We start from the raw sequence: 25,491 nt of genomic DNA, 5'->3' as shown, positions 1-25,491 counted from the left end.
GCTCACCGCCCGCTGAACGTGGGCTTGCGGCGGGACTTCATGGCGTCGATCGCCTCACGCAGATCGTCGCTGACCATGGTCATCGCCTCATAGGCCATGCCCGCGTCCATCTGGGCATGGGCAATGCGCTTCAGTTCCATGTTGATGATGGTCTTGGTGGAACGCAGCGCCAGTTGCGGCGATCGCGCCAGACGATCCGCCCAGCGGAAGGCAACCTCGTCCAGCTCCTCGGCGGGAACGGCGAAGTTGATCAGGCCGATCCGCTCCGCCTCGCGCGCGTCGAGCAGGTCACCGCTCAGCAGATATTGCTTGGCACGGGCAAAGCCGACAAGCTGCGGCCAGATCACGCCGCCGCCATCGCCGGCCGTCAACCCCACCTTGACATGAGGATCGCCGAACCGCGCCGTCTCCGTCGCCACGATGACATCGCACATCAGCGCCAGAGTGCAGCCCAGGCCCACGGCATCGCCGTTGATCCGCCCGATGATCGGCTTGGCGCAATCCAGCATGCTGAAAATGACCTGCTTGGCCTCCGCCACGGCCGCATGCAGCATGAACGGGTTTGCGTTCTGCTCCAGCAACAGGTCGAAATCACCCCCGGCACTGAAGGCGCGCCCCTCGCCGGTCAGCACGATCACGTCCGATTCCGGGTCATGGGCAACATCGCCGAACAGCGGCGCCAGTTCCCGGTGCATGTCGCCCGAAACGGCGTTCATCTGCTCCGGGCGGGAGAGAGAGACGACGAGGACCCGCCCGCGCCGCTCGAAGCGCACATATTTGTATGCATCGAAGTTCATAGGATTCTCCCAGATCGAGCCGCTCAAAATCACTTTTTGACAAACGTGTCAACCGGCATATCGGGCAGTCAAAACCGGCTGCCCCCCTGGATTGGGGCTTCACATTGCCCTTGCCACCGATTACGCGCGCTGCCAATGAGGGAGGATATCCTGAGGAAATCCACGAACCTGGTTGTTGCTGAACGGTCCGCCGCCCCTGCGGCCGGGACCGATCGTACAGTCAAGCCGGTCGATCGGACGGCTCGCGCGATGCCGAGCCACCGGTCCGCGAAAGCGCAACTGCGCAAGCGCGCGCTGGAGACCAAGGACTTGCTGGTCAAAACCGCCAAGTCGCTGTTTCTGGAATATGGCTACGCTGCCACCACGATCGACAATATTACGGATGCGGCCGGCGTATCGCGCGCCTCGTTCTACACCTATTTCTCGTCCAAGGTCGAAATCATGATCGTTGCGGGCACCGATGCCCGCAACGATAGCTGCGATTTGTTCAAGCGCCTGGGCGACATTGACCGGAACGATCTCGTAGCTGGCCTGGAAGGATGGATCGACGAATATTTCCGCTTTCTGGAGCGTGATGGGGGCTACATCCTGACCTGGCAGCAGGCCGCCTTGAAGGATCCCGAGTTACGCAAGCTCGGCATGGAGGGCACGAAACTCGCCTCCCGCACCCTGGCCGAATCATTGGTTGCGATCGGAGCCAAGGGCGAGCAGTCGGACCTGCTGATTCGCAGCCTGGCCCTGCGGTCGATGCTGGATCGATTCTGGTATCACTGGTGGTTGACGGTCACGCCCTATGAGCGCCCCCAGGTGCTGCGCAATCTGGCGTTGATGGTCCGGGCAACGATCCTGATCTGACGTTCGGCAGGTCACGGTCCTGCCGTTACCGCATCGCGACAATGCCGCCATCCACCGGCAGGATCTGGCCGGTAATGAAGCGGGCGTCGTCGGATACCAGAAATGCAACCGCCGGGACGAGATCGCGGTCGATGTCCCCCAGACTGCCGCCCAGCGGAACCGAGTTCCGCATGGTCTGGTCATGTTCGGCCAGTTGTTCGGGACTCATCTCGGCGCGGGTGCGGGCATACATCGGGGTGACGATGGCCGGGGCGATGCCATTGACGCGGATACCGTGCGGCGCCCACTCCCGCGCGATCGATCGGGTCCAGGCGATCACCGCGCCCTTGGCCGCAGCATAAGCGGCCTTGCCGGGGTAACCGACCAGGCCCGCGGCCGACGCAAAGTTCAGGATCGATCCGCCGGCATCGCTGAGGTGGCGGAATACGGCCTGATTTGTCAGGAAGGTGCCGGTGGCATTGATCGCCATCACCTCATTCCACAGGTCCGCGGACATCGCTCCCGCCGGTCCCGAGGGCGCAACACCCGCGGCGTGGATCAACACGTCCAGTCCGCCGAGCAGATCGACAGCCCGGTCGACAGCCGCGATCACCGCCGCCTGGTCGGTCACGTCCGCCGTGACGAACTCTGCGCCGGCTGCCGCCGCCACCGCCCGGCCGGGGTCGGCGGCGCGATCGAGCGATACGACCCTGGCCCCCAACCTCGGCAGCGCCGTGACCAGACCCGCGCCCATCCCGCTGGCGCCCCCGGTGACCAGAATACGCCGTCCCCGGAGATCGCCCATCCTCTTGTCCTCTCCTGCCCGGCACGGGTGCCGGTTCCGTGGGTCAGCAGCGTTCGATGATGATCGCCGGCGCCATGCCCCCGGCAGCGCACATCGTTACCAGGCCGAGCTTCTTGTCCGTGCGCTCCAACTCATCGAGAATGGTCCCGATCAGGACCGCCCCGGACGCCCCGATGGGGTGTCCCAGCGCGATGGCGCCTCCATTGACATTCACCTTGTCACGATCGAGCTTGAGGTCGCGGATGAACTTTTCCGACACGACGGCGAAGGCTTCGTTGATCTCGAACAGGTCGATATCGTCGATGGTCAGTCCGGCCTTCTCCAGGACCTTGCGCGCGGCGGCGACGGGGGCATTCAGCATCAGCGTCGGATCATCGCCCATGTTGGCGGTGGCGACGATCCGCGCACGCGGCTTCCATCCCATTTTGTCGGCATAGGCCTTGGACGCGAGGAGCAAGCCCGCAGCGCCATCGACCACGCCGGAGGAATTGCCGGCGTGGTGGAAATTCTGGATATCGACGTCGGGATAGCGCCGGTTGATCGCCTGGCGGAAGGTCTCCCCCGTCTTGTTCATCGGCATGTCGATTACCGCGGCGAAGGCCGGCTTCAGTGCCGCCAGGTCCTCCAGCCTGGTGCCCGGCCGGGGATATTCGTCGTGGTCCAGCACGACCTGACCGTCATCGTCCAGCACCGGCACGAGCGACTTGGCGAACCGCCCTTCGGCAATTGCGCGGGCCGCGCGCTCCTGGCTGATCACGCCCGCCCGGTCCAGATCCTCGCGGCTGAACCCCTCGATCGTCGCAATCGCATCGGCGGCCACGCCCTGATTGGACTGGGGATGCGCCGCCTGCAGCCGGGCATTGCCGGCGCCGATGCCCAATGGCTCCCAACCGGCCGCCTGCTCATCGCGTGCCTGGGTGTTGGTGAACGACATCATTTCGGTTCCACCCGCAACGATGCAGTCCTCCATGCCAGACATGATCTGCGCCGCAGCAAGGTTCACCGCGGTAATCCCGCCGCCGCAGAAACGGTTGAGCGTGACGCCGGAGGCCTTGGGATCGTAGCCGGCATCCAGCGCCGCCATGCGGCCCAGATCGCTGCCCTGCGTCCGCACCTGGGTGCAGACCGACCAGATCACGTCGTCAACCTCTTCCGTCTTGAGGTTATTGCGCTCCTTCAGGGCCTTCAACACGGTCGCGGCCAGATGCTGCGGATGCAAATGGGCCAGCTTGCCCTTGCCGACCTTCCCTATGCCGCGCGGGGTACGGACGGCGTCGATGATATATGCTTCACCCATGGTCAGGTCCTCCGAAAATCTATTGCCCCGTACCCGCCGGGATTGGCAGGAACGGGGGGCATCTCAGCGCGTGAAGTGACCGCCCGAAGCGGCCTTTTCGCGCAGCAGCGCGGCCGGTTCAAAGGCCGGGCCGTAAACCTTAGCCATCTCGTCAAGCCGCGCCACGATCTTGTCCAGGCCCACCATGTCGCCCCAGAACATCGGGCCACCGGTGTAGACCGGCCAGGCGTAACCCAGGATACAGGCGACATCGATATCGGAGGCGCGCAATGCAATCCCTTCTTCCAGGATTTTTGCGCCTTCGTTGACGACGGGGTAGAGCAGGTCGGCCAGGATTTCGTCGGCCGTGCGCGGCGCGCGCTGCTCGACGTTCCTGAACCGCGCATAATCCGCGATGATCGCGGCCGCCTCAGGCGACGCGGTGGCCTTGCGGTTGGCATCGTAATTGTAGAACCCGCCGTTCTTCTTCTGGCCCAGCCGGTCGTGCCTGATGAAGTCCGAACGCAGGGTGCGCTCGGTCGAATCGCGGCCCGCCACGTCGAGGCCGGCTAGGTCGAGCATCTGGAACGGCCCCATCGGAAAACCGAAATCATACAGGGCCTGGTCGATCAGCTCGGGTCCGGTGCCCTCAAGCACGATCGCCTCGGCCCGCTGGGTGCGCGGCCCCATGACGCGATTGGCAATAAAGCCGGGGCCGACACGCGACAGCACCGGAACCTTGCGCAGCGTCTTGGCCAGCTTCATCGCGGTGGCGATCACATCCTTGTCGGTCGCCGCGCCGCGGACCACCTCCAGCAGGCGCATCACATTCGCCGGGGAGAAGGAGTGCAGGCCCACCACCCGGCCGGGGTTGGCGGTCGCCCCCGCAATCTCGTCGATCGAGAGGAACGAGGTGTTGCTGGCCAGGATCGCGTCGGGCCTGACCACGCCATCAAGCTTGGCGAATATCTCCTGCTTGAGCGCCATCTGCTCAAACACCGCCTCGACCACCAGATCGACATCCTTCAGCGGCTCGATCCCGACCGCGCCGCTGACCAGCGCCATCCGCCGCTCTACCGCATCCTGGGTCAGCTTGCCGCGCTTCGCGCTGCTCTCGTACAAACTGCGGATGGTTGCGATGCCGCGATCGACATTGTCCTGCGAAATGTCCGACAAGATCACCGGAATCCCGGCATTGAGGAAGGTCATGGTGATCCCGCCGCCCATCGTGCCGGCGCCGATCACGCCGACCGACTTCACCGGCCGGACGGGCGTATCGCCGGGCACGTCAGGAATTTTCGCGGCCTCGCGCTCCGCGAAGAAGTAATAACGCTGCGCGGCGGACTGCGGGGATTCGAGCAGTTCCTTGAACAGCTCCTGCTCACGCCGGATGCCGTCGTCGAACGACAGTTCCACCGCCGCCTCGATCGCCTTGATATTGTTCTCGGGCGCCAGGAAGCCGCGCATGGCCTTGGCATTGTTGCGCCGATATTCGTCGAACACACGGCTGTTGCCGCGATGCGGCGCGGTCTTGTCCGTGCGATCCCGTACCCGCTGCAGCGGCTTGCCTTCGGCCAGGATCTTGCGGATGAACGCCAGCGCGCCCTCCTTGAGCTTGCCCTCCTCGGCCAGACCGTCGATCATGCCCAGCCGCAGCGCCTCCGGCGCGGGGACGGGGTCGCCCTTGAGAATGACGTCCAGAGCGATTTCGGGACCAACCAGACGGGGCAGACGCTGGGTACCGCCGCCGCCCGGCAGCAGGCCCAGCTTGACTTCAGGCAAGCCGACCATCGCGCTGGGCACCGCCACCCGATAGTGGCAGATCAGCGCCATCTCGTAACCGCCGCCCAGGGCCGTGCCGTGGATCGCCGCGACCACCGGCTTGGAGCCCTGCTCGATCAGATCGACCACCTCGCGCAGCGTCGGCTCAAGGATCGGCTTGCCCAGCTCGGTGATGTCCGCGCCGGCGATAAAGGTGCGCCCGGCGCAGATCAGGATGATGCCCTTCACCTCCGGGTCGTGGGCAAACTTGCGGAAACCTTCGTCCAACGCGACCCGCACCCTATGGCTCAGGGCATTGACCGGCGGAGAGTCGATGGTGATCAGACCGATGCCATCCTCGATCGTATAGGTGCCTACACCACTCATTCTGACACTCCATTGTCTGGCCGGTTGGTCCGGCCGTTTTGCGTATCACCGGGCGTTCACCCGTCTCCGCACACGCGCATATCAATTTTGACGAACCCGTCAATACAAGCCGGCCGGGCCTCGTCTGCCCTGCGCCAGGGGTGGCCATCGCCCGGCAGGCATGGCAAGGTCGAAGGCATGCAAGTGGAAGCTCAAGAACTTGCCGGGAGCCTGACAGATTTCGATCCCCTCGCGCTGGGGATCGCACCCGGTGCCCTGCTCACGGTGGATTTCACCGATTTCCGGGGTGATCCGGCGGCGGTCGCGGCGCGGGCGGAGGCCTGGCTGATGCGCCTGCCGTGCCCCTCGCTCGCCCTGACCGCGACACCCCTCCGGCTCAAGGGCTTCGACCTGTCGGTGTCCGCGCGCACCGACGTGGAGCGGATCGCGGCGACGGTTGCCGCCAATCCGGTGTCCACCACGATTCTGGTCCAGGCACTGCGGATCATCGAAGGCCTGCCGCTGCAGGCCGGGCTGGTAGTCGAGTCGCTGGCCTTTGCCGCGCTGCAGCAGGGCGAGGAGTTCCGCGAGTGGCTGGCGCGCCTGCCTGCGGCCAAGCGTCAGCCGGTGGCCAAGCCGGCCAATAGCCCGCCCTTGCTGATGAGCCGGCGCGGCGCCGAGATGGACCTCGTGCTGAACCGCCCCGCAGCGCGCAACGAGATCGACGTGGAAATGCGCGATGCGCTGTTCGAGGCATTCTCGTTTGGCGCGCTGGACAGCACGATCGAGCGTATCCACGTGCGCGGCAACGGCGACAGCTTCAGCATCGGCGGGGCGCTGAGCGAGTTCGGCCGTGTCGGCAGCGGCGTTTCCGGGCACTTCATCCGTACCGAACGCCTGCCCGCGCGGATGCTGGCCGACCACGGGGACAAATACCACTTCCACCTGCACGGGGCCTGCGTCGGCGCCGGCCTGGAGATCGCCGCCTTCGGGGGCCGGGTCACCGCGACGCCGACAACGTTCCTGCGCCTGCCGGAAACCGGCATGGGCCTGATCCCCGGCGCCGGCGGCTGCGTCAGCGTGACCCGCCGGATCGGGCGTCAGGGCGCGGCCTGGATGATGATGACCGGAGCCCGGATCAGCGCCCGCACCGCCCTGCACTGGGGCCTGATCGACGGGATCGAGGGCGACGGGACGGGGGACGACCCCAATAAAGACAACGACACGGACGCTCCGCCGCCCGCTGTCGTCTGAACAAACCAGACCAGGGATAGAGGATTGCAGGATGAGCGGTTTTCAATTTGACGGTGCCACGGCCTTCATCACCGGGGGGGCGAGCGGGATCGGACTGGCCATAGCGCGCGCTCTGGTGCGCGAAGGGGGCCGGGTGGCGATCGCCGATGTCAGTCAGGACTGGCTGGCCGATGCGGTCGCGGAGCTTGGCGCGGCGGCCATGGCGGTGCCGCTCGACGTGGTTGACCGGCCCGGCTGGGCCGCTGCCCGCCGCGCGGTGGAAGACCATTTCGGTCCGGTCGATGTGCTCGTCAACAACGCCGGGATCGGTCCCGATTTCAGCCAGTTGGACGAAATGTCGCACGCCCATTTCGACAAGGTGGTGGCGATCAAACTTGCCGGGATGTTCAACGGTATACGCGAATTCGTGCCGGGATTGCGCGAACGGCGGCGCGGTCATGTGGTCAACACCGCCTCCATGGCGGGGCTGACCAGCACGGCAAGGCTTGGCGCCTATACCGCGGCGATGTTCGGCGTCGTCGGCATGTCTGAAGTGCTTGCCGCCGAACTGGCGCCGGACGGGGTGGGCGTATCGGTGCTGTGCCCCGGCCGGGTGAATACCCGCATAGCCGAGACCAGCCACCGCGCCGGGGTGCGCGAGCACCCGGCCCTCGCCGCCGCCATTACAGGCAATTCGCCTGATCCGCTGGACCCCGCGATCGTCGGTGACCTGGTGATCGAGGCGATTCGCCATAATCACCTGCACGTCGTGACCCATGCCGCCCGCGTTGGCGAAGTCGAACGGCGCCTGGTGCCGGTGGTGGAGGCGTTCGGCCGGGCGCCCTAGAGCCTGATCGTCTTTGACTGAACCGCTCTGCGGTCCAGCCAAAGACGTGAATCAGGCTCCAGCTTAAAGCGAGACCATGATTCACGTCTCAGGCTGATTCAGTCTGAGACGATCATGGTCTAGGGCCGGAACCGGGCGGACAAGCGCCGCCCGGCCGCCGGGTTCAGACCTCGATCAGCACCGCGCCGCCCTGACCGCCGCCGGCGCACATCGCCGCCACGCCCAGCCCGCCGCCGCGCCGCTTCAGATCGTTGATCAGGGTGGTGAGCATCCGCCCGCCCGAAGCGGAGACCGGGTGGCCGATCGAACAACCGCTGCCCGATATGTTGACGATCTCCTCGTTGATGTCGAGCATCCGGCATGCCGCGAGCGGCACCGAGGCAAAGGCCTCATTGATTTCCCACAGGGCGATATCGGCAACCGACCGGCCCGTGCGGTCCAGCAGCTTGCGGATCGTGTCGATCGCAGCCTGCCCGGTGTCGCGCGGATTGGCCCCCTTTGCGGTCCAGCCCACCACCCGCGCGATGGGCGCCAGCCCTTCCGCCTTGGCGAACTCCGCGCTGGTCACCGTCAGCGCCGAGGCCGCATCGTTCATCCCGCTCGCATTACCGGCAGTGATGGAAAAGCCCTCGATCTCGGGGTGGATGACCTCCAGGCTGGCCAGCCGCTCCGCCGAGCTGTCGCGGCGGGGATGCTCGTCGACTTCGAAGCTGACCGTCGTTCCGTCCATCTGCAGTGCGGCGACCGGCACGATCTCGTCCTTGAAATTGCCGGCGTCGATCGCGGCGATCGCGCGCTGGTGCGAGCGGAGCGCCCAGGCATCCATTTCCTCGCGGGTCAGGCCTGCCGCCTTGGCGGTATTCCATCCGACCGTGATCGACATATCGACATTGGGCGCATCAGGCGTGGCGGGGTGCGTGGGCGGCATCCAGAAATCCTCGACCTCCTCCGTGCCCGGCACCCGTCGACGCATGACCGGCCCGGTAGAGGTCGATTGCACGCCGCCGGCGACGATCAGCCGTTCCATCCCGCTGATGATCTGGGCCGCAGCGACGCCGACCGCGGTCAGGCTGCCGGCACAGTGCCGGTTCAGCGCCATGCCGCCGCTCTGGAAGATGCCAAGCTCGACCGCGGCATGGCGGGCCACCGCGCCACCGCCATAGAGCGACTCGGCAAAGATTACGTCATCCACGAGCGCCGGATCGATCCCGGCACGCGCGATCGCGGCTTCAAGAACCGTCGCCCCCAGCGTTTCCGCGCTGGTGTTAGCAAGCGTACCCTTGCGGGCGGTGGCGACTGCGGTGCGCACCGCGCTGACGATGACTGGAGACGACATTGAGGACATCTCGACTCGATTTTGGATATGAAGGAATGTCAGTTCCGATATGCTGCATCACAGGTGGTGTGCAAGCGAAGACGTGGACCCGGCGACGATTGGCCTGCTGTCCCAGTGTCTTGTGGCGGGTTGTTGCCCCTTGTCGTGCCCGCAGGAGGCGGTAGAAGGGCGCGAATCGTTCGATTTGACAAACCTGTCAGGAATAATGATGATATTTGGGGGTTGGGATGAACAGCGGCGGCACAGGCTGCGGAGACATGTTCCGGCCCTGCCCGCAGTCGTGACCTATTCTACTGGTGCCGGTCCGGTCCACGGCGGCAGCCCTTCAACCCTCTCAGCGGCGTGACAGCATGAACATCTCCTTGGTCCTGCAAATGGCGGCCGATACCTTCCCGGATCGGATCGCGCTGACTCACAATTCCGTCCACTACAGCTACGGACGGCTCTACGCCTCGGCTCAGGCGGCGGCGGCCCGCATCTCCGCCAGCGGCGCCGAGTTCGTGTCGTATCTGGGCGAAAGCAGCCCGGCGACAGTGATCGCGCTGTTTGGCGCGGCACTGGCGGGCCGGCCCTTTGCTCCGCTCAACTACCGGCTGACGGCGCCCGAGACCAATCGGCTGATCGAGCGGCTCGCCCCGGTCTACCTGATCGCGGATGAGGACAAGCTGGCCACCATCCCGGACGGCGCGGCGCAGGTGCTGGTGTCGGTGCCGGCGTTTCTGGAAGCGGTGACGACAGACGAACTGGCCGACTGGGAAGCGCCGCAGGACGAAGAGGCCGTCGCTGTCCAACTGTTCACCAGCGGCACGACCGGCGAACCGAAGGCGGCGCTGCTGCGCAATCAGAACCTGCTCGGCTATGTGCTGGGCACCGTCGAGTTCGCCGCCGCCGAAGAGGACGAGGCGACGCTGGTGTCCGTGCCGCCCTATCACATTGCCGGTATTTCGGCGATCCTGAGTTCCATCTACGCGATGCGGCGTATCGTCCAGTTACCGCAGTTCAGCCCCGCGGAATGGCTCAAGCAGTGCGGCGGCGAGCATGTGACCAACGCCTTCGTCGTGCCGACCATGTTGACCCGGATCATCGCGCACATCGACGAGTCCGGCGAGGCGCCCGACCTTGGCGCCTTGCGCTCGCTCGCCTTCGGCGGGGGCAAGATGCCGTTGCCGGTCGTACAGCGCGCGCTCGACCTGTTCCCGCACGTCTCGTTCACCAACGCTTATGGTCTGACCGAAACCAGCTCGACGATCGCGCTGCTCGGCCCCGAAGATCATCGCGAGGCGCATGGCCACCCCGATCCGCTGGTCGCCCGCCGGCTCGATTCGGTGGGCAAGCCGCTGCCCACGGTAGAGGTCCAGATCCGCGACGAGGAAGGCAATGTCCTGGGCGCGGACGAACTGGGCGAGGTGTTCGTGCGCGGCCCACAGGTTTCAGGCGAGTATCAGGGCCGCAAGCTGACCGACGAGGAAGGCTGGTTCCCGACACGCGACTCCGGCTTCATCGACGAGCACGGGTTCTTGTTCCTGGCCGGACGGATTGACGATGTGATCGTGCGTGGCGGCGAGAATATTTCGCCGGGCGAGGTCGAGAAAGTGCTGCGGGAGCACGAGGGCATCGCCGATTGCGCGGTGGTCGGCGTCCCGTCGGTCGAATGGGGCGAAACCCTGGCCGCGGCGATCGTGCGCGCCCAGGGGTCGGCAGTGACGGAGCAGGAGCTGAAGGAACTGGTGCGCCGCCAGTTGCGATCATCGCGCGTGCCCGAGCATGTCCGCTTCGTCGAGGCCCTTCCCTACAACGAGATGGGCAAGCTGCTGCGCCGCAGTCTGAAGTCTATTTTCGAGGATTGATCCAGGCATCATGGCGGCACACCGGTTTGCCGGCAGCGACGGACAGCAACTGGCAGCCGACCTGTACGGCCCCGACGCCGGCACGCCGGTCCTGCTGATTGGGGGACTGGGCCAGACCCGCCATAGCTGGCAACGCGCCGCAATGATGATCGCCGCCAACGGTCGCCGCGCAATCACCATGGACATCCGCGGCCATGGCGACAGCGACCGCGCCCCGGATGACGATTACAGCTATGCCCGCCATGCGGCGGATATCGCGGCTGTAGCGGCGCAGATCGGCCGCCCGGTGGTGATGGCGGGCAATTCGCTGGGCGGCAAGATCGCCCTCGCCGCCGCCGCCATCTGCGGCCCGTCGGTGGTCAAGGCGCTTGCCATGGTCGATGCGGTACCGCATTCGCGGCCAGAGGGGATCAGGCAGATTGCCGGCTCCATGCAACTGGCGGTCACCGGCTTTGCCTCGCCGGACGAGGCGGCGGCGCAGATCGCGGCTGCCCGCGGCCTGCCACTAGCCCCTGACGCCGGACAGCGGCTGGCGCGCAACATGCGCCGCGACGCAAACGGTCGCTGGCATTGGCACTGGGACCCAAGCTATCGCGATCCGCGCCACAAGCTGGGCCTGGGACCCGGCACCGAACTGCTGGACCAACTGGCCTCCCAGGTGTCGGTTCCGGCCCTGCTGGCATGGTGCGAGCTGAGCGAAATCGTCACCGTCGAGGGCGTGGCGGCGCTAAAGGACCTGATCGCGCATCTTGAAGTGGAAATCATTCCCGGCGCGCGGCACACGATTGTCGGCGATCAGAACGACCTGTTCGCCGACACGCTGCTCCGCTTCCTGGCGCGCAACGCGGTATAGAGCCCGATCAGTAGCCGTTCAGACGCGCATAGCGTTCACGATGGAACGCGCGGTTACCGAAGGCCGCCTCACAGACCCGTGCGCGTTTCAGGTAAAGTCCGGCATCATGGGCGTCAGTCATGCCGATGCCGCCGTGCATCTGGATCAGTTCGTTTGACACCAGGAACATCGTTTCGCCCATGAAAGCCTTGGCCAGCGCGACCAGCCGGGGCACGTCGACCGAATCGGTGTCGATCGCCGCGAGAGCCGCCTCGACGCAGGAACGGGCCAGCTCCAGCTCGCCAAACATCCGCGCCGCCCGATGCTGCAGCGCCTGGAACGCGCCGATAAGCTGGCCGAACTGGACACGGGTCTTCAGATAATCCAGCGTCATCGCGAAGGCAGCCTCAGTCGAGCCGAGCATTTCCGCCGCAAGGCCGGCGCGCACCCGGTCGAGCACGCGGGCCAGCAACTCCGCCCCCTCGTTCACCTCTCCCAGCACCTGATCGGACCCGACCAAGACATCGGCAAAGACGACATCGGCAGCGCCGCGACCATCGGCCAGGTGCAGCGGGGTGCGGGTGAGGCCGGCCGCGTCGCCCGGAACCAGGAACAGGGTGATGCCGTGGGGCTCGCCGGGCGCGCCCGACGTGCGCGCCGATACCACCATCAGCCCGGCGGCATTGCCTTCGAGCACGAAGCTCTTCGTGCCGTTCAGACGATAAGCCGATCCCTCCGGCTCCGCCCGCAGCGCAACCTGCTCGGGCGCGTGCTGGGCGCCCTCGTCCACGGCCAGGGCGCCGATCAGCTCGCCAGCCACGATCGGCTCCAGATAGCGTTGGCGCTGTTCATCCGACCCGCCCAGGATGAGTGCGCTGCCCGCACCCAGGGCCGAGGCCACCAGGGGCGAGGCCACCAGGGTGCGACCGGTTTCCTCCAGAATGAACCCCAGGCTGAGATAGCCGAAGTCGGAGCCGCCGCAGGATTCGGGAGCGATAACGCCGGTCCAGCCCATCTCGACCATTTCGGCGAAAAGTGCCGGATCATAGCCGCACGGATCGGCGGCATCGCGGATCGCGCGATAGGCGGAAACGGGTGCACGCTTCTGACACCAGGCGCGCGCCTGATCGCGCAGGATCGATTGCTCTTCGGTAAGAACGGCCATGGGCTATGCTTTCGGACGGGGGCTGCGCGAGATGAGATCGGAGCCCAGGGGTCTAGGAAAAGGTGGCAAAGCGGCGGGATCAGCCGGCGGTGGTTGTTTCCGGCAGGCCGAGGATGCGCTTGGCGACGATATTGTTTTGTACCTCAGCGGTGCCGCCATAGATCGACATCGCCTTGGTCCCCAGCAGGGTCCGCATGGCCTCAATCTCGGCCTGGGCAAAGCCCGCGCCCTCCCAGCCGATACCGCGGTTGCCCATGATCTCCACCACCAGCTCGGCCCGTGCCTGGGCGATCTCGCTCGCAGAGTTCTTGAGGATCGACGCGGTGTTCGAGGCGGTTTCGCCCCTGGTTTCCGCAGTGACCCGGTCAAGCGTGAGCTGGTGCGCCTCGGCCCGCAGCAGATGCTGCGTCAGCCGCGCCCGCAGATCGGCATCGACCAGCCGCCCGGCAGCATCGAAATCGCGATAGCTGCGCGCGATGTCCGGCAGCGGAACCGGCTTGATCTGGTTGAGCACGCCTTCGCCCATCTGGCTGGCGCGCTCGTGCTGGAGCAGGCGCTTGCCGACGCCCCAGCCCTTGTTGAGCGGACCCAGCATGTCGGTCTTTTCGACCCGGACAGCCGTGAAGAAAGTCTCGCAGAATGGCGATGACCCGCCGATCAGCGGGATCGGCCTGGTTTCAACGCCCGGCTGATGCATCGCGATCAGCACGAAGCTGATTCCGGCGTGCTTGGCCACCGTGCTGTCGGTGCGCACCAGTGCGCCGCACCAGTCGGCGTAATTGGCGCCGGACGTCCAGATTTTCTGCCCGGTCACTTCCCAGTGATCGCCCCGGTCCTCGCACCTTGTCTGCAGCGCCGCCAGGTCGGAGCCGGCATTGGGTTCCGAATAGCCCAGGCACCATATCTGTTCGCCGCGCGCGATCGGCGGCAAGTGGCGCAGCTTCTGATCCTCGGTCCCCTCTTCCAGGATCGTCGGCCCCACCATGGTCAGGCCCAGCCCCTCGCCCATCGGGCTGAAGGCGCCGGCCGCGATCATTTCCTGCTGCAATACGCGCGCCTCGGCCTGGCTCAGCCCGGCGCCACCATAAGCGACCGGCCAGGTCGGGGCGCCCCAACCGCGATCCGCGACGCGACTGCGCCACAACGGGAAATCGGGCGCGTGGGCCGCCGCGTTGTGGGCGAGGGCCAGTTCGGCCGCGCGTCCCTTCAGCGAGGGCGGAAAGTTCGCCGCGATCCACTCGCGGGCCTCCGCACGGAAGGCCTCCAGGGCGCTGGTGCTATCAGTGCTCGACATCGTCTCGGCTATTCCTCGTCCTGCATCCGGCGGGAGGGGACGGATTCCCCATCCCGCATCGGGCGTTGTTTTGTCACGTTCCGGCACATCCACCAACCCGGCTGAAGTGCCGTAAAGCCATCCAGCTCAGGCCCGCTGGCGCCCATCCTCGATGATCATGGCCGCAGCCTTTTCCGCGATCATCACCACCGCGCCATTGGTGTTGCCCGAAATGATCCGCGGCATGACGGAGGCATCGACCACCCGCAAGCGGCCCACCCCGCGCACCGCCAGCCGCGGCGTCACCGGGGCAGAGTCCGCCCCCATCCGGCAGGTCCCGACATAATGATAGATCGAACCGCCGGTCTGCCGCGCATGATCGAGGATCTCGTCGTCGCTCATGGCTTCGTAGGCCGGGCGCGTCGGCCGCAAGATACAATCCGCGATCGCCGGTTGCGCCAAAATCCGACTGGCCAGCCGAAGGCCCGCAATGGTCGTCTGCTGGTCGTAGGGATCGGACAGATAGTTGGTCGTGATCGCCGGGTGCTGCCGGGGATCGGCCGAGCGTATCCGCACATGGCCGAGCGATCGGGGCCGGGCTGGATGGCCGCCGATCGTCACCCCCGGCTCCTGGTCAAGGATGGTGTGGCCGGCGGCCATTGTGCGCACCACGTCGGTGCTCGCCGGGCTGCTGAACATCTGGTAATCGGCCATGTCGAGCGACGGCCGGGTCCGCGCCACGGCGGTCAGATGCGCCGCCGGGCCTGCCAGCAGGCCGCGTCCGAACAGGCCGTATTCGAGGATCGACCTGGCCAGCCCCAGCCCGCGCGACCGCGCGTTCAGGCTCGGCGAGCCGGGCTTGAGCGTGGCGCGCAACTGCACGATGTAGTGATCCTGCATATTCTCGCCGACCTCCGGCGCGGCATGGACCACCGCGATACCGTTGGCGCCGAGCAGGTCCGGGTTGCCGATGCCGGACAACTGCAGCAAGTGCGGACTGTTGAATGCACCACCGGCCAGGATCACCTCGCCGCGGGCACGAAGCTGCTTGATCTGGCCGCCCTGCTCGATCTCTACCCCGGTCGCCTCGCCGTTCTCGATAATCACCCTGCGCGCCAGCACATGGGTCAGGATGGTCAGGTTGGGGCGATTTCGCACCGGGTGCAGATAGGCGACGGCGCAGGACTGACGGCGCCCCCGCGCGATCGTGCCCTGGATATAGCTCACGCCTTCGTGGTCGCCCGAACTGATGTCGTCGGTCGGCGGAATCCCCGCCTCGATGAAGGCGGCCCGCAGGCGCTCGGTCATCGGATGGTGCATATTCGACTCGCGCACGGCCAGCGGCCCGTCGCCACCGCGCCATTCGGTTGCGCCACTCTCCATCCGCTCCGACGCCCGGAAATAGGGCAGCACATCGGACCACGACCAGCCTTCGCAGCCCAGTTGGCGCCAGCCATCATAGTCTTGCGGCAGGCCGCGCACATAAATCATGCCGTTGATCGCCGAGGAGCCGCCGAGCACGCGGCCCCGAGTCAGGGCGAAGGTGCGATTCGCGGCGTGAACGTCGGGTTCGCTGACATAGCCCCAGTCCAGCGTCGGATCGTTCGAGGCATAGGTAAAGCCCGCCGGAATGCGGATCATCAGCTTGTTCATGAACCTGGTCGGTTCGGTCAGCAGGCGGTCATCGCCGCCGGCCTCAATCACGATGACCTTCGTCTTGGGGTCCGCGCTGAGCCTGTTCGCCAGGACGCAACCGGCAGATCCGGCCCCTACGATTACATAATCGGCCTCGAGCGTGTCGCTCGTTGATGTGCCCACCCGGCTGTCCTCTCCTGCTTGCCTGCCCTGTCAATCCAGTGTATTGACGGAACTGTCAAGGAATGTCCTAGTTGGACCCCAAGTCATCTTGCAGCGGTGGTCCGGTCAGGCTGGACAGGCAGTGCAGTGGTGACCTTGTAGATTTCGAGGAGACGGTGATGGCTGAATATGACCTGGTGATCCGGGGCGGAACTGTGGTTGACGGACAGGGCGGAGAGCCTTTTGCCGCAGACGTGGCCATCAAGGACGGATTGATCGCGGCGGTGGGTCGGGTCGATGGCCGGGGGCGCGAGGAGATCGACGCCGCGGGCTGCCATGTCACACCCGGCTTCGTCGACGTGCATACGCATTATGATGGGCAGATCACCTGGGAAAACACCTTGTCCCCGTCGTCCAATCACGGCGTTACCACGGTCGTCATGGGCAATTGCGGCGTCGGCTTTGCCCCGGCCCGCAGCACCGATCACGAGCTGGTAATCAAGCTGATGGAAGGGGTGGAGGACGTTCCCGAGGTCGTCATGACCGAAGGCGTGCCGTGGAACTGGGAAACTTTCCCGGACTATCTCAACGCGCTCGACAAGCGTCAGGCCGACATCGATTTCGCGACGCAACTGCCGCACAGCCCGCTGCGCGTTTATGTCATGGGCGAAAGAGGCGCCAATATCGAGCCGGCGACCGACGAGGATCTGGCCCGGATGCGCGCTCTGGTCACCGAAGCGATCCGCGCCGGCGCGCTTGGCGTGTCGACGTCGCGCAACCTGTTCCACCGCTTCCGTTCGGGCCAGTTGGCGCCGTCGGTGGGCGTGCACGAGCGCGAACTGGTCGAACTGGCGCGCGGCCTGGCGGACGCCGGCAGCGGCGTGTTCCAGATGATCCCCTATCTGCACGGCGATCCGGAAACCGAGGTCAAGATCATCGGCGATATCGCCGAGGCATCGGGCCGCCCCATCAACTACAGCCTGATTCCGTTCAAAAACAACTGGCAGGGCTATGTCGACGGTGTCGATCGGCTGGTTGAGAAGGGGCTCGACATCCGGGGCCAGTTCATGGCCCGGCCCATCGGGATGCTGTTCGGCCTTGACCTCAGCTTCCATCCGTTCTGCCTCAATCCCAGCTATCGCCCGCTGGCCGCACTGCCGCTGGCCGAGCGGGTCGAGCGGATGCGCGATCCCGAGGTGCGCGCACGGATCCTGTCCGAAAAGCCCGAAGATCCCAATCCCGGCTTTGTGGAAACGGTCCAGATCCAGGGCACGCTGTTCTACATGGACGAGACCGCGAACTATCATTTCGGCGACAAGGACAACCTGACGCTGCGTGCCGAGCGCGAAGGGCGTCCGCTGAACGAGGTCATCTACGATGCCCTGCTCCAGGATGATGGCCATGCGATCCTGTGCCGCTATTCCGCCGACCTCAACAGCTACCTGACGGCGACCGCCGGCCTGTTCGGCCAGCCCCGCACCGTCCCGGCGCTGGGCGATGGCGGTGCGCATTACGGCATGATCTGTGACGCGGCCTTCACCACATATATGCTGGCGCAGCGCGTGGGTAATCTGGGCGTCACCCTGCCGCGGGCGATCCAGTCGCTCACCAGCGTTCCTGCGGAGTCGGTCGGATTGCTGGATCGCGGCGTGCTGGCCCCCGGGTACAAGGCCGATGTCAACGTGATCGACATGCAGCGCATCAAGCTGCACCGCCCGGTGATCAAGGCCAATCTTCCGGCCGGCGGCAAGCGCCTGACGCAGGATTCGGAAGGCTATGTCGCCACGATCGTCAGCGGCGCGGTCACCTATCGCGAGGGCCAGTCGACCGGCGCCCTGCCCGGTCGCCTGGTGCGTGGCGAAAAGGCCAAGCCCGCCGCTGTGCGCGAACCCGCGCTGGTCGATTGACGGCACTGTCGGCGCGGCGGCCAACCGCCGCGCCGACACGCTGGCCCCATCACCGTCGCCCACCATCCGCCGTTGGCCCTGCCCAAGGCCCCGGCACGATCGTCTGCCCGACGATAACGGCGCGGGCCACGCCGTCCGCCTCATCTGAGGAGAGCGCATGTCTGACTCCCGGCCCCAGCAGTTTCCGATCGCCCGCCAGCCTGCGGGCCTGCCGCCCCCGCGCCGCCCGGGATCGATCCGCCGCACCACCACCCTCGACTCGCACTGGCCCGATGGCCAGGGTGCCGCCTGGTTGATGACCGGGCGCGGACGCGATCTGCTCACCCCCGCCCAGGGGGCGCCACAGGTCGTGGATGAAGCGGAGTTCCTGCTGCAATGCTCGCCGCGTCGCGAGATACTGGCGCTCGAAACTGTCCCGCCGCTGGACCGCGCCAGCGACATGATCGGCACGCGGGCGGGGGGCGCCAGCCGCGCCCGGCTGGTCGAAGTGCTACCGGACGCCCGCGGAACACTGCTGTACCAATTGCTGGACGATTTTGCCGGGGCCAGCCTGGTCGCGCCATGGGCCTGGTCGAAATGGACCCCGGACTGGGCCGATCAGGGCAAAGGCGTCGGACCTTCCAACGAGGACATGGACAATATCTGCACCGGCTTTGCCACCGGCGCGAGTTCGCACGGCGACGACGGCCGGATCAATACCGCCATCCAGTCCAGCACTCCGGTGGATAATCTGCCGGACCCGGCCGACCCGCTGAGCTGGCATCGGCTGGTACAGCCGGACGGCCCGGCCCACCGCCGTGCGCGGCGCCTCGACCTGTGGCGCGAAGGATCGCTGCTGAAGGCCGACGTATATTTTCAGGATAGCGCCGTCCTGCCGACGGGCAGCCGCATCGCCGTGCATGAATATCGTGTGTTTGCGGACCTAGATGCGGCCAGCGGGGCGCTGATCGCGATCAAGGCCATACCCCATATCCTGCCCTATGCCGAATGTCCGGGTGCCACGCTCCATATCGGCCGGCTGGTCGGCAAGCCGGTCGCGGACTTTCGCGATGTGGTTTTGACGGAACTCGTCGGCACGCTCGGCTGCACGCACCTCAACGACGTGGCACGGTCGCTGGCCGACATTCCAACCCTGGCCCGGTCACTGGCGTGAACGGGACGCCAGTGGAACAAGGCGTAAGCGCCGACTGACACAAGAAAACAACTGGAGAGTGAGAATGACGGGCAAGCTGTTCGACCTGACCGGAAAACGCGCATTCATCACCGGGGCCACCAAGGGCATCGGCTATGCCATCGCCAATGCCTTTGTTGATCACGGCGCCACCATTGTCCTGACCAGCCGGACGCTCGACGCCGTCAAGGCCGTGGCGGACGAGATCAATGCGCGGGTCGGCCGGGAGGCCGCGTTCGGCATGGCCGCGGACCTGGCCGACCTGCCGCAATCGCTGCAGACCTACGACGCGGCGGCGGACCTGCTGGGCCAGATCGACGTGCTGGTGTGCAACGCAGCCGCCTTGAGCAACACCTACGGCCCGGCCGCCAAAAGCGATGCGAGCGAATATGCCAGGCTGATGAACGTCAACATCGTCCACAACGCGGCGATGATGAACCATGCCGCCGTTGCAATGAAGGCGCGGCGCGACGGCGTTATCCTGGTCACCACATCTGCGAGCGGGGTGCGGCCGTCCTACGGCGTGCTGCCCTATGGTGTGTCGAAGGCTGGCCTGAACTTTCTGGTTCGCGCGCTGGGAGCCGAGCTTGCGCCGTTCAACGTGCGGGTCAACGGCGTGGCCCCCGGCCTGACCCGGTCGGCGGCCATGGAGGAAACAATGCGCAGGAACCCGGCCTACGTGGAAGGACTCAAGGCCGACATCCCGCTGCGCCGCATCGTAGAGGCGGAGGAGATTGCCGCGGGCATGGTCTTTCTGGCGTCGGCCGGGGGACGTTCTATGGCCGGCCAGATCCTGCAGATCGACGGCGGTGAGCCCGGCCCCGGCGTACCAAAGGACGCCTGAGTCGCCAGCGGACCGCCCTGCGCCCTCAACAATCAACGGCTAACGTCCCGCGAATGACATGGACCCGGTCGACGATGCAGTCGCCGACCGGGTCCATGTCATTATCCACCTCAATCTGGGGGACCGCGCTATCGCCTCTTCACCTCACGTGTTTGGCGATCACGATGTGCCGACCGGTTGATGTCAGGGAGCGACGATCCAGCCGCCATCGACCTTCAGGGTCTGGCCCGTGATCCAGTCGCCCGCAGGCGAGCACAGCAGCAGCAGCGCACCGACCAGCTCGTCCGGCTCCCCCTGCACGCGCATCGCCACAGTGTTCTCCAGCATCGTACGGAACGGCGAGCCGACCGGCGTGAGCGAAGCCCCGGCATCCGAATTGGTGTTGCCCGGAGCAATGGCGTTGACGTTGATGCCCTGCCGACCCAACTCATAGGCGAGCGTAGTGGTAAGACCGACAAGCGCGATCTTGCTGATGCCGTACAGTGTCTTGGGCGGATAGGCGCCGCCCGACACCTGGTTCACGATCTTGCCGCCGCCGCGCTCCACCATCAACGGCACCACCGCCTGAGCGCAGTTCAGCGCGCCGGTGACGTTCACGTCCAGGGTACGGTTCCAGGTATCGATCGACGTGGAAATCAGCGGTTCGTAGGACAGTTCGGTCATCAGTGCGGCGTTGTTCACCAGGATATCCACCCCACCGAATTCGGCCTTCGCCTGGGCCGCCATCGCCGCCACCGAGTCGCGATCGGTAATATCGACCTGCACCGCAATCGCCTTGCCCCCGGACGCGACGATCTCGTCCGCGACCTTTTTCGCGCCCTCGCCGTTTAGGTCCGCCACGACCACAGCGGCCCCGGCGCCGGCCAGGCCCAGGGCATAGGCACGGCCGATACTATTGCCACGTCCGCCGGCCCCGGTGACGATCGCCACCTTGCCATCGACACGATAGGATTCAATCTTGAACGCCATGTCACTCTCCCATGTGCGCGACACCGATCCGGCCGTGCCGGGTCGCCGCGCGAAAAACTGCCCCTGCCGTGCAGGTACATCGCGCACCGCTTCAAGCGCAAAATTGACATTGGTGTCAAGCTTTGACTATGGTCGCCGCGCCGACCCACTGGCGGCTGCGGTCAGTGCGGGCGGGAGATTCGACACAGGTGGTCTTTGACACAGGCGTTGCTTCGCTGAATCCGCCACGGGAGCGCCAGTCATCGATTCGCTGCACAAGAGGGTGAAAACAATGAAGATCGACGAGGGCCTGTCTGCAATCGTGACGGGCGGGGCGTCCGGCCTCGGCCGTGCAACCGCCCAGGCGCTGGCCGCTGCCGGCGTCAAGGTTGCCATTTTCGACATCAGCGAAGAGGCTGGCGAGGCACTGGCCAGCGAGATCGGCGGCGTCTTCTGCAACGTCAATATCCTTGACGAAGCCAGCGTCGAGGCGGGCTTTGCCAAGGCGCGCGCCGCCCACGGGCAGGAACGGGTTCTTGTCCACTGCGCGGTCGTCACCGGCTCCGGCAAGACGCTGAGCTGGGACAAGGCCAACAACTGCTACAAGCGCACGGCCACCGAACAGATCGCCAAGGCCGCCGACGGCATTTTCACGGCCACCTACCGCGTGGCCTCGATCGCCGCGTTGGGCATGGCCAATTCCCCCGCGCTGAACGATGACGGCGAGCGGGGCTGCCTGATCTTCACCTCGTCCGCGGCCTCGCAGGATGGCCAGATTGGCCAGGTGGCCTATGGCGGCGGCAAGGGCGCTGTAAACGCGATGGTGCTGCCGATGGCCCGCGACCTGATGGATGCAGGAATCCGCGTCAACGCGGTCCTGCCCGGCATCTTCGCAACGCCGCCCATGCTCAAGGTCAAGGAAATCAACGAAGCCGTGTTCGACGGCCTCGGCAAGTCCGTACCCTTTCCGAAGCGGCTTGGCCACCCGGAGGAGTTTGCCAGCCTGGTGCTCGAACTGGTTCGCAACAGCTACTTCAACGGCCAATTGGTCCGCATAGACGGCGGCATTCGGATGCCACCGAAGTAAATCAGCCGATCCGAGGTTAGCGCCGGGTCGAAGCCATGTCAGCCGGGGCGAGGTCACACCGCCCCGGCCGACAGTCCCGGCGCGTCCGGCATTCTGAAGGGAAACCCATGTCCAAGATGCAGATCAACGCCGTGACCACGTGCGAGATCGAGAACCGGGTCGCCGTCGTCACCATCGACAGCCCGCCGGTGAATGCCCTGTCCGCGGCCGTCCGCCAGGGGCTGGCGCAGGCCATCCGCCAGGCGCAGGATGACGCGCAGGTCGATGCCATCGTCGTGATCTGCCAGGGCAAGACCTTCTTCGCCGGCGCCGACATCACCGAACTGGGCAAGCCGCCGGTGGAACCCACCCTGCGCAACCTGCAACTGGTGATCGAGAATTCGGACAAGCCGGTGATCGCCGCGATCCATGGTACGGCGCTGGGCGGCGGTCTGGAAGTGGCCATGGTCACGCATTACCGCGTGGCGGTGCCGTCCGCCCGCTTTGGCTTGCCGGAGGTCAACCTGGGCATCCTGCCCGGTGCCGGCGGGACCCAGCGGCTGCCGCGTCTGGTCGGCGTTCCCAAGGCACTCGAGATGGTGACCAACGGCACCCAGATCGGGGCGGCGGAAGCGCTTGCCACCGGCCTAGTCAATGCCCTGACCGCAGAAGACGGCCTGCGTGCCGAGGCTATCGCCTTCGCGCGCCACGTGGTCGATGACGGGCTGCCGCTGGTCAAGGTCCGCGACATGACCGACAAGCTGGCGGAAGCCCGCGCCAATCCCGCGCTGTTTGCCGAGTTCCGCAAGGCCAACGCCAAGAAGTTCCGGGGATTCAAGGCGCCCGAGGCCAATATCCAGTGCATCGAGATCGCCGTTTCCGATCTGCCGTTCGACGAGGCCCTGACGCGTGAACGGGCGCTGTTCGAAGGTCTGGTTTCGGACAGCCAGTCAGCCGCCCTGCGCCATGTGTTCTTTGCCGAGCGCGAGGCCGCAAAGCTGCGCGGGGTGCCTGCGGGCCTGCCGCTGCCGACAGTGGAATCGGTCGCCATCATTGGTGCGGGCACCATGGGCGGCGGTATTGCGATGAACTTCCTGGCCGCCGGAATGCCGGTCCTGCTGGTCGAAACCAGCCAGGCCGCGCTTGACCGGGGGATCGGCGCGATCCGGGCCAACTATGCCGGCGCAGTCAGCAAGGGCCGGCTCAAGCAGGCCGAGTTCGACAAGCGCATGGCCCTGCTCTCGGGCACGCTCGACTTTGCCGACGTCGGCACGGCCGACCTGATCATCGAGGCGGTATTCGAGCTGATGGAGGTCAAGCACGAGGTGTTCCGCAAGCTGGACGCCGCCGCGAAGCCGGGTGCCATTCTGGCCTCCAACACCAGCTATCTCGACATCTCCGCGATCGGCAGCGTCACCAGCCGGCCCGATCATGTGCTGGGCCTGCATTTCTTCTCCCCCGCCAATATCATGAAGCTGGTCGAAGTGGTGCGCACGCCGCAAACGGCCCCGGCGGTCCTGGCGGCGGCCATGAACGTGGTGAAGCGGATCGGGAAGCTGGGCGTCACTGTCGGCAACGCCTTCGGATTTGTCGGCAACCGCATGCTGTTCGCCCGCAGCACCCAGGCCGACCAGTTGGTGCTCGAAGGCGCTACACCCTGGGCCATCGACCAGGTGCTGTACGACTTCGGCTTCCCCATGGGACAGTTCCAGATGCGCGATCTGGCCGGAGTGGACGTGGGCTGGAACCCGGCCACGTCGACATCATCGACCGTGCGCGAGATACTGAACGAGATGGGCCGCCACGGTCAGAAGTCCGGCGCCGGCTATTATGATTACGACGCGAACCGCACCCCGACCCCCTCGCCACTGGTGATGCAACTGATTACGGATTTCGCCGCGCGTCAGGGCGTTGCCCAGCGGGTCATCGCGGACGACGAGATTGCCGATCGTATTCTGCTGGCAATGGTGAACGAAGGCGCGCGCATCCTGGACGAGGGTATCGCTCGTACCGCTTCGGACATCGATGTCGTGTGGCTGGCAGGCTATGGCTGGCCGCGCTATCGCGGTGGCCCGATGTTCTGGGCCGATCTGCAGGGCCTGCCCGCGATCCGGGACAAGCTGCTCGCACTTGAGGCAGCGCATGGCGAGGTGTTCAAACCCTCCCCACTGATCGATCGCCTGATTGCGGAGGGCAAGGCCTTCAAGGACTTTGTCGAGACCCCGGCCCTGGCCCGAGCCGACGCGTGACCCCTGCCGGCCCTGCCCGGCGGGCGCAGGCCGCTCCCGGCGGCGGGATCGGCGGTGTACGGATCGAACACTTCACCCCGCCGCGGCCCGGTCCGGGCGAGGCCCTGGTGCGGATGCGGGCGGCCAGCCTCAACTATCGCGACCTGCTGGGGTTGCGCGGATACCTGCCGGACATGGAAAACCGGCCGGTCTATGTGCCCCTGTCGTGCGGGTGCGGCGAGGTGGTGGCGGTCGGCGCGGGGGTTGATCGAGTAACGCCCGGCATGCGGGTATCGCCGATCTTTGCCCTGGGCTGGATCAGCGGCGGCTTCGAGACATTGACCAAGGCGCATCTGGGCGGTCCGGTCGATGGTACAGCGGCGTCGCTGGCCGTGTTTCCGGCGGACAGCCTGGTGGCCATCCCCGACATCCTGGGCGACCTTGAGGCGGCCACCCTGCCCTGCGCCGGCATCACCGCGTGGAGCGCGCTGACGCTTGTCCGTCCGATCCATCCCGGCGACCTGGTGATCCTGCAAGGCACCGGCGGGGTCTCCATCGCTGCGATGCAGTTTGCCAAGGCAGCGGGCGCGCAGGTCGCGATCACCTCGTCGTCCGACGCAAAGCTGGCGCGGGCGCGGGCGCTGGGCGCCGACATCTGCGTGAACTACAGGCGCGACCCCGACTGGGCCGCCGCCATCCGGCGTGAGGCGGGCCGGGGCGGAGACCTGCTGATCGATGTCGTCGGCACCTCCGAACTGGCGCAGGCAACCGCCGTGCTCGATGCGGACGGTGTGATTGCCTCGGTCGGCCTGCTGAGCGGTGTCCCCTCTCGGCAGAGCAAGGCGGAGCGGCCGATCGTTCCCGTCATGACCGGCAACCGCGACACCTTCGAGGCGATGCTGCGCGCAATCGAGGTCAATCGGCTACGGCCGGTGGTAGACCGCGTCTTCCCGCTCGACGATCTGGCACGGGCGTTTGAGGAACTGGAGAGCGGCAGGTTTTTCGGCAAGATCGCGGTCACGATCGACCGAGGTCTGGCACGGCTCAATTGAGTTGACAGACCCGTCAACACCGGCTTTCATGGTCTGGCGCTGTTCTGGACAGGCTGCCACGGCGCAAGCGTCGCCGGCTGCATCTGGCCGGTGGGGCGGTTTGGAG

20 protein-coding genes are annotated in these 25,491 nt (G+C 66.1%); 11 read left to right on the top strand and 9 right to left on the bottom strand.

What is annotated here, in order from left to right:
• Nucleotides 1-2: 2 nt before the first annotated feature.
• On the bottom strand, nt 3-797 hold the full coding sequence (locus ACETPF_RS15150) for an enoyl-CoA hydratase/isomerase family protein (protein WP_373935384.1): 795 nt from the start codon (nt 795-797) through the stop codon (nt 3-5).
• Between the two features lie 135 nt (nt 798-932).
• Between ACETPF_RS15150 and ACETPF_RS15145 the strand changes: the two genes are divergently transcribed.
• Complete coding sequence (locus tag ACETPF_RS15145) at nt 933-1,652, top strand: TetR/AcrR family transcriptional regulator (RefSeq protein WP_373935383.1); 720 nt, start codon at nt 933-935, stop codon at nt 1,650-1,652.
• 25 nt (nt 1,653-1,677) lie between these two features.
• Here the strand turns inward: ACETPF_RS15145 and ACETPF_RS15140 are convergent, their stop codons facing one another.
• From ACETPF_RS15140 to ACETPF_RS15130, 3 genes are all read right to left on the bottom strand, one after another.
• Nucleotides 1,678-2,436 carry an SDR family NAD(P)-dependent oxidoreductase gene (locus tag ACETPF_RS15140; RefSeq protein WP_373935382.1) on the bottom strand — a complete coding sequence of 253 codons (759 nt, stop codon included), beginning with the start codon at nt 2,434-2,436 and terminating at the stop codon, nt 1,678-1,680.
• A gap of 43 nt (nt 2,437-2,479) precedes the next feature.
• Nucleotides 2,480-3,733: an acetyl-CoA C-acetyltransferase gene (locus ACETPF_RS15135; RefSeq protein ID WP_373935381.1), complete on the bottom strand. Its 1,254-nt coding sequence runs from the start codon at nt 3,731-3,733 to the stop codon at nt 2,480-2,482.
• A gap of 63 nt (nt 3,734-3,796) precedes the next feature.
• The gene (locus tag ACETPF_RS15130) at nt 3,797-5,860 is read right to left on the bottom strand and encodes a 3-hydroxyacyl-CoA dehydrogenase NAD-binding domain-containing protein (protein ID WP_373935380.1); all 2,064 of its coding nucleotides are present in this window, start codon (nt 5,858-5,860) and stop codon (nt 3,797-3,799) included.
• Nucleotides 5,861-6,037: 177 nt separating this feature from the next.
• On the opposite strand from ACETPF_RS15130, the gene ACETPF_RS15125 reads away from it, so the two are divergent.
• On the top strand, nt 6,038-7,093 hold the full coding sequence (locus ACETPF_RS15125; RefSeq protein ID WP_373935379.1) for an enoyl-CoA hydratase/isomerase family protein: 1,056 nt from the start codon (nt 6,038-6,040) through the stop codon (nt 7,091-7,093).
• 31 nt (nt 7,094-7,124) lie between these two features.
• Nucleotides 7,125-7,919: an SDR family oxidoreductase gene (locus ACETPF_RS15120; protein ID WP_373935378.1), complete on the top strand. Its 795-nt coding sequence runs from the start codon at nt 7,125-7,127 to the stop codon at nt 7,917-7,919.
• Between the two features lie 163 nt (nt 7,920-8,082).
• Here ACETPF_RS15120 and ACETPF_RS15115 read toward each other — a convergent pair whose 3' ends face one another.
• The gene (locus ACETPF_RS15115) at nt 8,083-9,255 is read right to left on the bottom strand and encodes a thiolase family protein (RefSeq protein ID WP_373935377.1); all 1,173 of its coding nucleotides are present in this window, start codon (nt 9,253-9,255) and stop codon (nt 8,083-8,085) included.
• A 350-nt stretch (nt 9,256-9,605) separates the two neighbouring features.
• Between ACETPF_RS15115 and ACETPF_RS15110 the strand changes: the two genes are divergently transcribed.
• Both ACETPF_RS15110 and ACETPF_RS15105 read left to right on the top strand, forming a co-directional pair.
• Nucleotides 9,606-11,102, top strand: a complete 1,497-nt coding sequence (locus ACETPF_RS15110; RefSeq protein WP_373935376.1) for a class I adenylate-forming enzyme family protein — start codon at nt 9,606-9,608, stop codon at nt 11,100-11,102.
• A gap of 10 nt (nt 11,103-11,112) precedes the next feature.
• Complete coding sequence (locus ACETPF_RS15105) at nt 11,113-11,955, top strand: alpha/beta fold hydrolase (RefSeq protein WP_373935375.1); 843 nt, start codon at nt 11,113-11,115, stop codon at nt 11,953-11,955.
• Between the two features lie 7 nt (nt 11,956-11,962).
• Here ACETPF_RS15105 and ACETPF_RS15100 read toward each other — a convergent pair whose 3' ends face one another.
• The 3 genes from ACETPF_RS15100 to ACETPF_RS15090 all read right to left on the bottom strand — a co-directional run bounded on the left by ACETPF_RS15100 (nt 11,963) and on the right by ACETPF_RS15090 (nt 16,190).
• A complete protein-coding gene (locus ACETPF_RS15100) occupies nt 11,963-13,099 on the bottom strand; it encodes an acyl-CoA dehydrogenase family protein (protein ID WP_373935374.1) in 1,137 nt (378 codons plus the stop codon).
• Between the two features lie 79 nt (nt 13,100-13,178).
• Complete coding sequence (locus tag ACETPF_RS15095) at nt 13,179-14,393, bottom strand: acyl-CoA dehydrogenase family protein (RefSeq protein ID WP_373935373.1); 1,215 nt, start codon at nt 14,391-14,393, stop codon at nt 13,179-13,181.
• Between the two features lie 126 nt (nt 14,394-14,519).
• The gene (locus ACETPF_RS15090) at nt 14,520-16,190 is read right to left on the bottom strand and encodes a GMC family oxidoreductase (RefSeq protein ID WP_373935372.1); all 1,671 of its coding nucleotides are present in this window, start codon (nt 16,188-16,190) and stop codon (nt 14,520-14,522) included.
• Between the two features lie 158 nt (nt 16,191-16,348).
• Here ACETPF_RS15090 and ACETPF_RS15085 point away from each other — a divergent pair, with 158 nt between their 5' ends.
• The 3 genes from ACETPF_RS15085 to ACETPF_RS15075 all read left to right on the top strand — a co-directional run bounded on the left by ACETPF_RS15085 (nt 16,349) and on the right by ACETPF_RS15075 (nt 20,091).
• Entirely contained in the window at nt 16,349-18,076 is a 1,728-nt protein-coding gene (locus ACETPF_RS15085) for an N-acyl-D-amino-acid deacylase family protein (RefSeq protein ID WP_373935371.1), read from the top strand.
• Between the two features lie 157 nt (nt 18,077-18,233).
• Nucleotides 18,234-19,229 (top strand): DUF2889 domain-containing protein, encoded by a 996-nt coding sequence (locus ACETPF_RS15080; RefSeq protein ID WP_373935370.1) that lies wholly within the window; start codon nt 18,234-18,236, stop codon nt 19,227-19,229.
• A gap of 64 nt (nt 19,230-19,293) precedes the next feature.
• The gene (locus tag ACETPF_RS15075) at nt 19,294-20,091 is read left to right on the top strand and encodes an SDR family NAD(P)-dependent oxidoreductase (RefSeq protein ID WP_373935369.1); all 798 of its coding nucleotides are present in this window, start codon (nt 19,294-19,296) and stop codon (nt 20,089-20,091) included.
• Nucleotides 20,092-20,274: 183 nt separating this feature from the next.
• On the opposite strand, the gene ACETPF_RS15070 is transcribed toward ACETPF_RS15075, so the two are convergent.
• The gene (locus ACETPF_RS15070) at nt 20,275-21,060 is read right to left on the bottom strand and encodes an SDR family oxidoreductase (protein ID WP_373935368.1); all 786 of its coding nucleotides are present in this window, start codon (nt 21,058-21,060) and stop codon (nt 20,275-20,277) included.
• Nucleotides 21,061-21,331: 271 nt separating this feature from the next.
• Here ACETPF_RS15070 and ACETPF_RS15065 point away from each other — a divergent pair, with 271 nt between their 5' ends.
• The 3 genes from ACETPF_RS15065 to ACETPF_RS15055 all read left to right on the top strand — a co-directional run bounded on the left by ACETPF_RS15065 (nt 21,332) and on the right by ACETPF_RS15055 (nt 25,385).
• Nucleotides 21,332-22,126 (top strand): SDR family oxidoreductase, encoded by a 795-nt coding sequence (locus tag ACETPF_RS15065; RefSeq protein WP_373935367.1) that lies wholly within the window; start codon nt 21,332-21,334, stop codon nt 22,124-22,126.
• Nucleotides 22,127-22,242: 116 nt separating this feature from the next.
• Nucleotides 22,243-24,354 carry a 3-hydroxyacyl-CoA dehydrogenase NAD-binding domain-containing protein gene (locus ACETPF_RS15060; protein ID WP_373935366.1) on the top strand — a complete coding sequence of 704 codons (2,112 nt, stop codon included), beginning with the start codon at nt 22,243-22,245 and terminating at the stop codon, nt 24,352-24,354.
• Nucleotides 24,351-25,385, top strand: a complete 1,035-nt coding sequence (locus tag ACETPF_RS15055) for a zinc-dependent alcohol dehydrogenase family protein (protein ID WP_373935365.1) — start codon at nt 24,351-24,353, stop codon at nt 25,383-25,385. Before ACETPF_RS15060 ends, ACETPF_RS15055 begins: the two co-directional genes overlap by 4 nt.
• The last annotated feature ends 106 nt before the right edge of the window (nt 25,386-25,491 follow it).

Source organism: Sphingobium agrisoli, assembly GCF_041877245.1.
Lineage (GTDB): Bacteria > Pseudomonadota > Alphaproteobacteria > Sphingomonadales > Sphingomonadaceae > Sphingobium.
The sequence above is the reverse complement of the archived record's forward strand: the minus strand, read 5'-3'. Positions and strand labels throughout refer to the sequence as shown.

What these genes read in the sequence shown, in the direction of transcription:
- ACETPF_RS15150 (WP_373935384.1), bottom strand. Translation starts at nt 797, where the DNA reads ATGAACTTCGATGCATACAAATATGTGCGCTTCGAGCGGCGCGGGCGG.
- ACETPF_RS15145 (WP_373935383.1), top strand. Translation starts at nt 933, where the DNA reads ATGAGGGAGGATATCCTGAGGAAATCCACGAACCTGGTTGTTGCTGAA.
- ACETPF_RS15140 (WP_373935382.1), bottom strand. Translation starts at nt 2,436, where the DNA reads ATGGGCGATCTCCGGGGACGGCGTATTCTGGTCACCGGGGGCGCCAGC.
- ACETPF_RS15135 (WP_373935381.1), bottom strand. Translation starts at nt 3,733, where the DNA reads ATGGGTGAAGCATATATCATCGACGCCGTCCGTACCCCGCGCGGCATA.
- ACETPF_RS15130 (WP_373935380.1), bottom strand. Translation starts at nt 5,860, where the DNA reads ATGAGTGGTGTAGGCACCTATACGATCGAGGATGGCATCGGTCTGATC.
- ACETPF_RS15125 (WP_373935379.1), top strand. Translation starts at nt 6,038, where the DNA reads ATGCAAGTGGAAGCTCAAGAACTTGCCGGGAGCCTGACAGATTTCGAT.
- ACETPF_RS15120 (WP_373935378.1), top strand. Translation starts at nt 7,125, where the DNA reads ATGAGCGGTTTTCAATTTGACGGTGCCACGGCCTTCATCACCGGGGGG.
- ACETPF_RS15115 (WP_373935377.1), bottom strand. Translation starts at nt 9,255, where the DNA reads ATGTCGTCTCCAGTCATCGTCAGCGCGGTGCGCACCGCAGTCGCCACC.
- ACETPF_RS15110 (WP_373935376.1), top strand. Translation starts at nt 9,606, where the DNA reads ATGAACATCTCCTTGGTCCTGCAAATGGCGGCCGATACCTTCCCGGAT.
- ACETPF_RS15105 (WP_373935375.1), top strand. Translation starts at nt 11,113, where the DNA reads ATGGCGGCACACCGGTTTGCCGGCAGCGACGGACAGCAACTGGCAGCC.
- ACETPF_RS15100 (WP_373935374.1), bottom strand. Translation starts at nt 13,099, where the DNA reads ATGGCCGTTCTTACCGAAGAGCAATCGATCCTGCGCGATCAGGCGCGC.
- ACETPF_RS15095 (WP_373935373.1), bottom strand. Translation starts at nt 14,393, where the DNA reads ATGTCGAGCACTGATAGCACCAGCGCCCTGGAGGCCTTCCGTGCGGAG.
- ACETPF_RS15085 (WP_373935371.1), top strand. Translation starts at nt 16,349, where the DNA reads ATGGCTGAATATGACCTGGTGATCCGGGGCGGAACTGTGGTTGACGGA.
- ACETPF_RS15080 (WP_373935370.1), top strand. Translation starts at nt 18,234, where the DNA reads ATGTCTGACTCCCGGCCCCAGCAGTTTCCGATCGCCCGCCAGCCTGCG.
- ACETPF_RS15075 (WP_373935369.1), top strand. Translation starts at nt 19,294, where the DNA reads ATGACGGGCAAGCTGTTCGACCTGACCGGAAAACGCGCATTCATCACC.
- ACETPF_RS15070 (WP_373935368.1), bottom strand. Translation starts at nt 21,060, where the DNA reads ATGGCGTTCAAGATTGAATCCTATCGTGTCGATGGCAAGGTGGCGATC.
- ACETPF_RS15065 (WP_373935367.1), top strand. Translation starts at nt 21,332, where the DNA reads ATGAAGATCGACGAGGGCCTGTCTGCAATCGTGACGGGCGGGGCGTCC.
- ACETPF_RS15060 (WP_373935366.1), top strand. Translation starts at nt 22,243, where the DNA reads ATGCAGATCAACGCCGTGACCACGTGCGAGATCGAGAACCGGGTCGCC.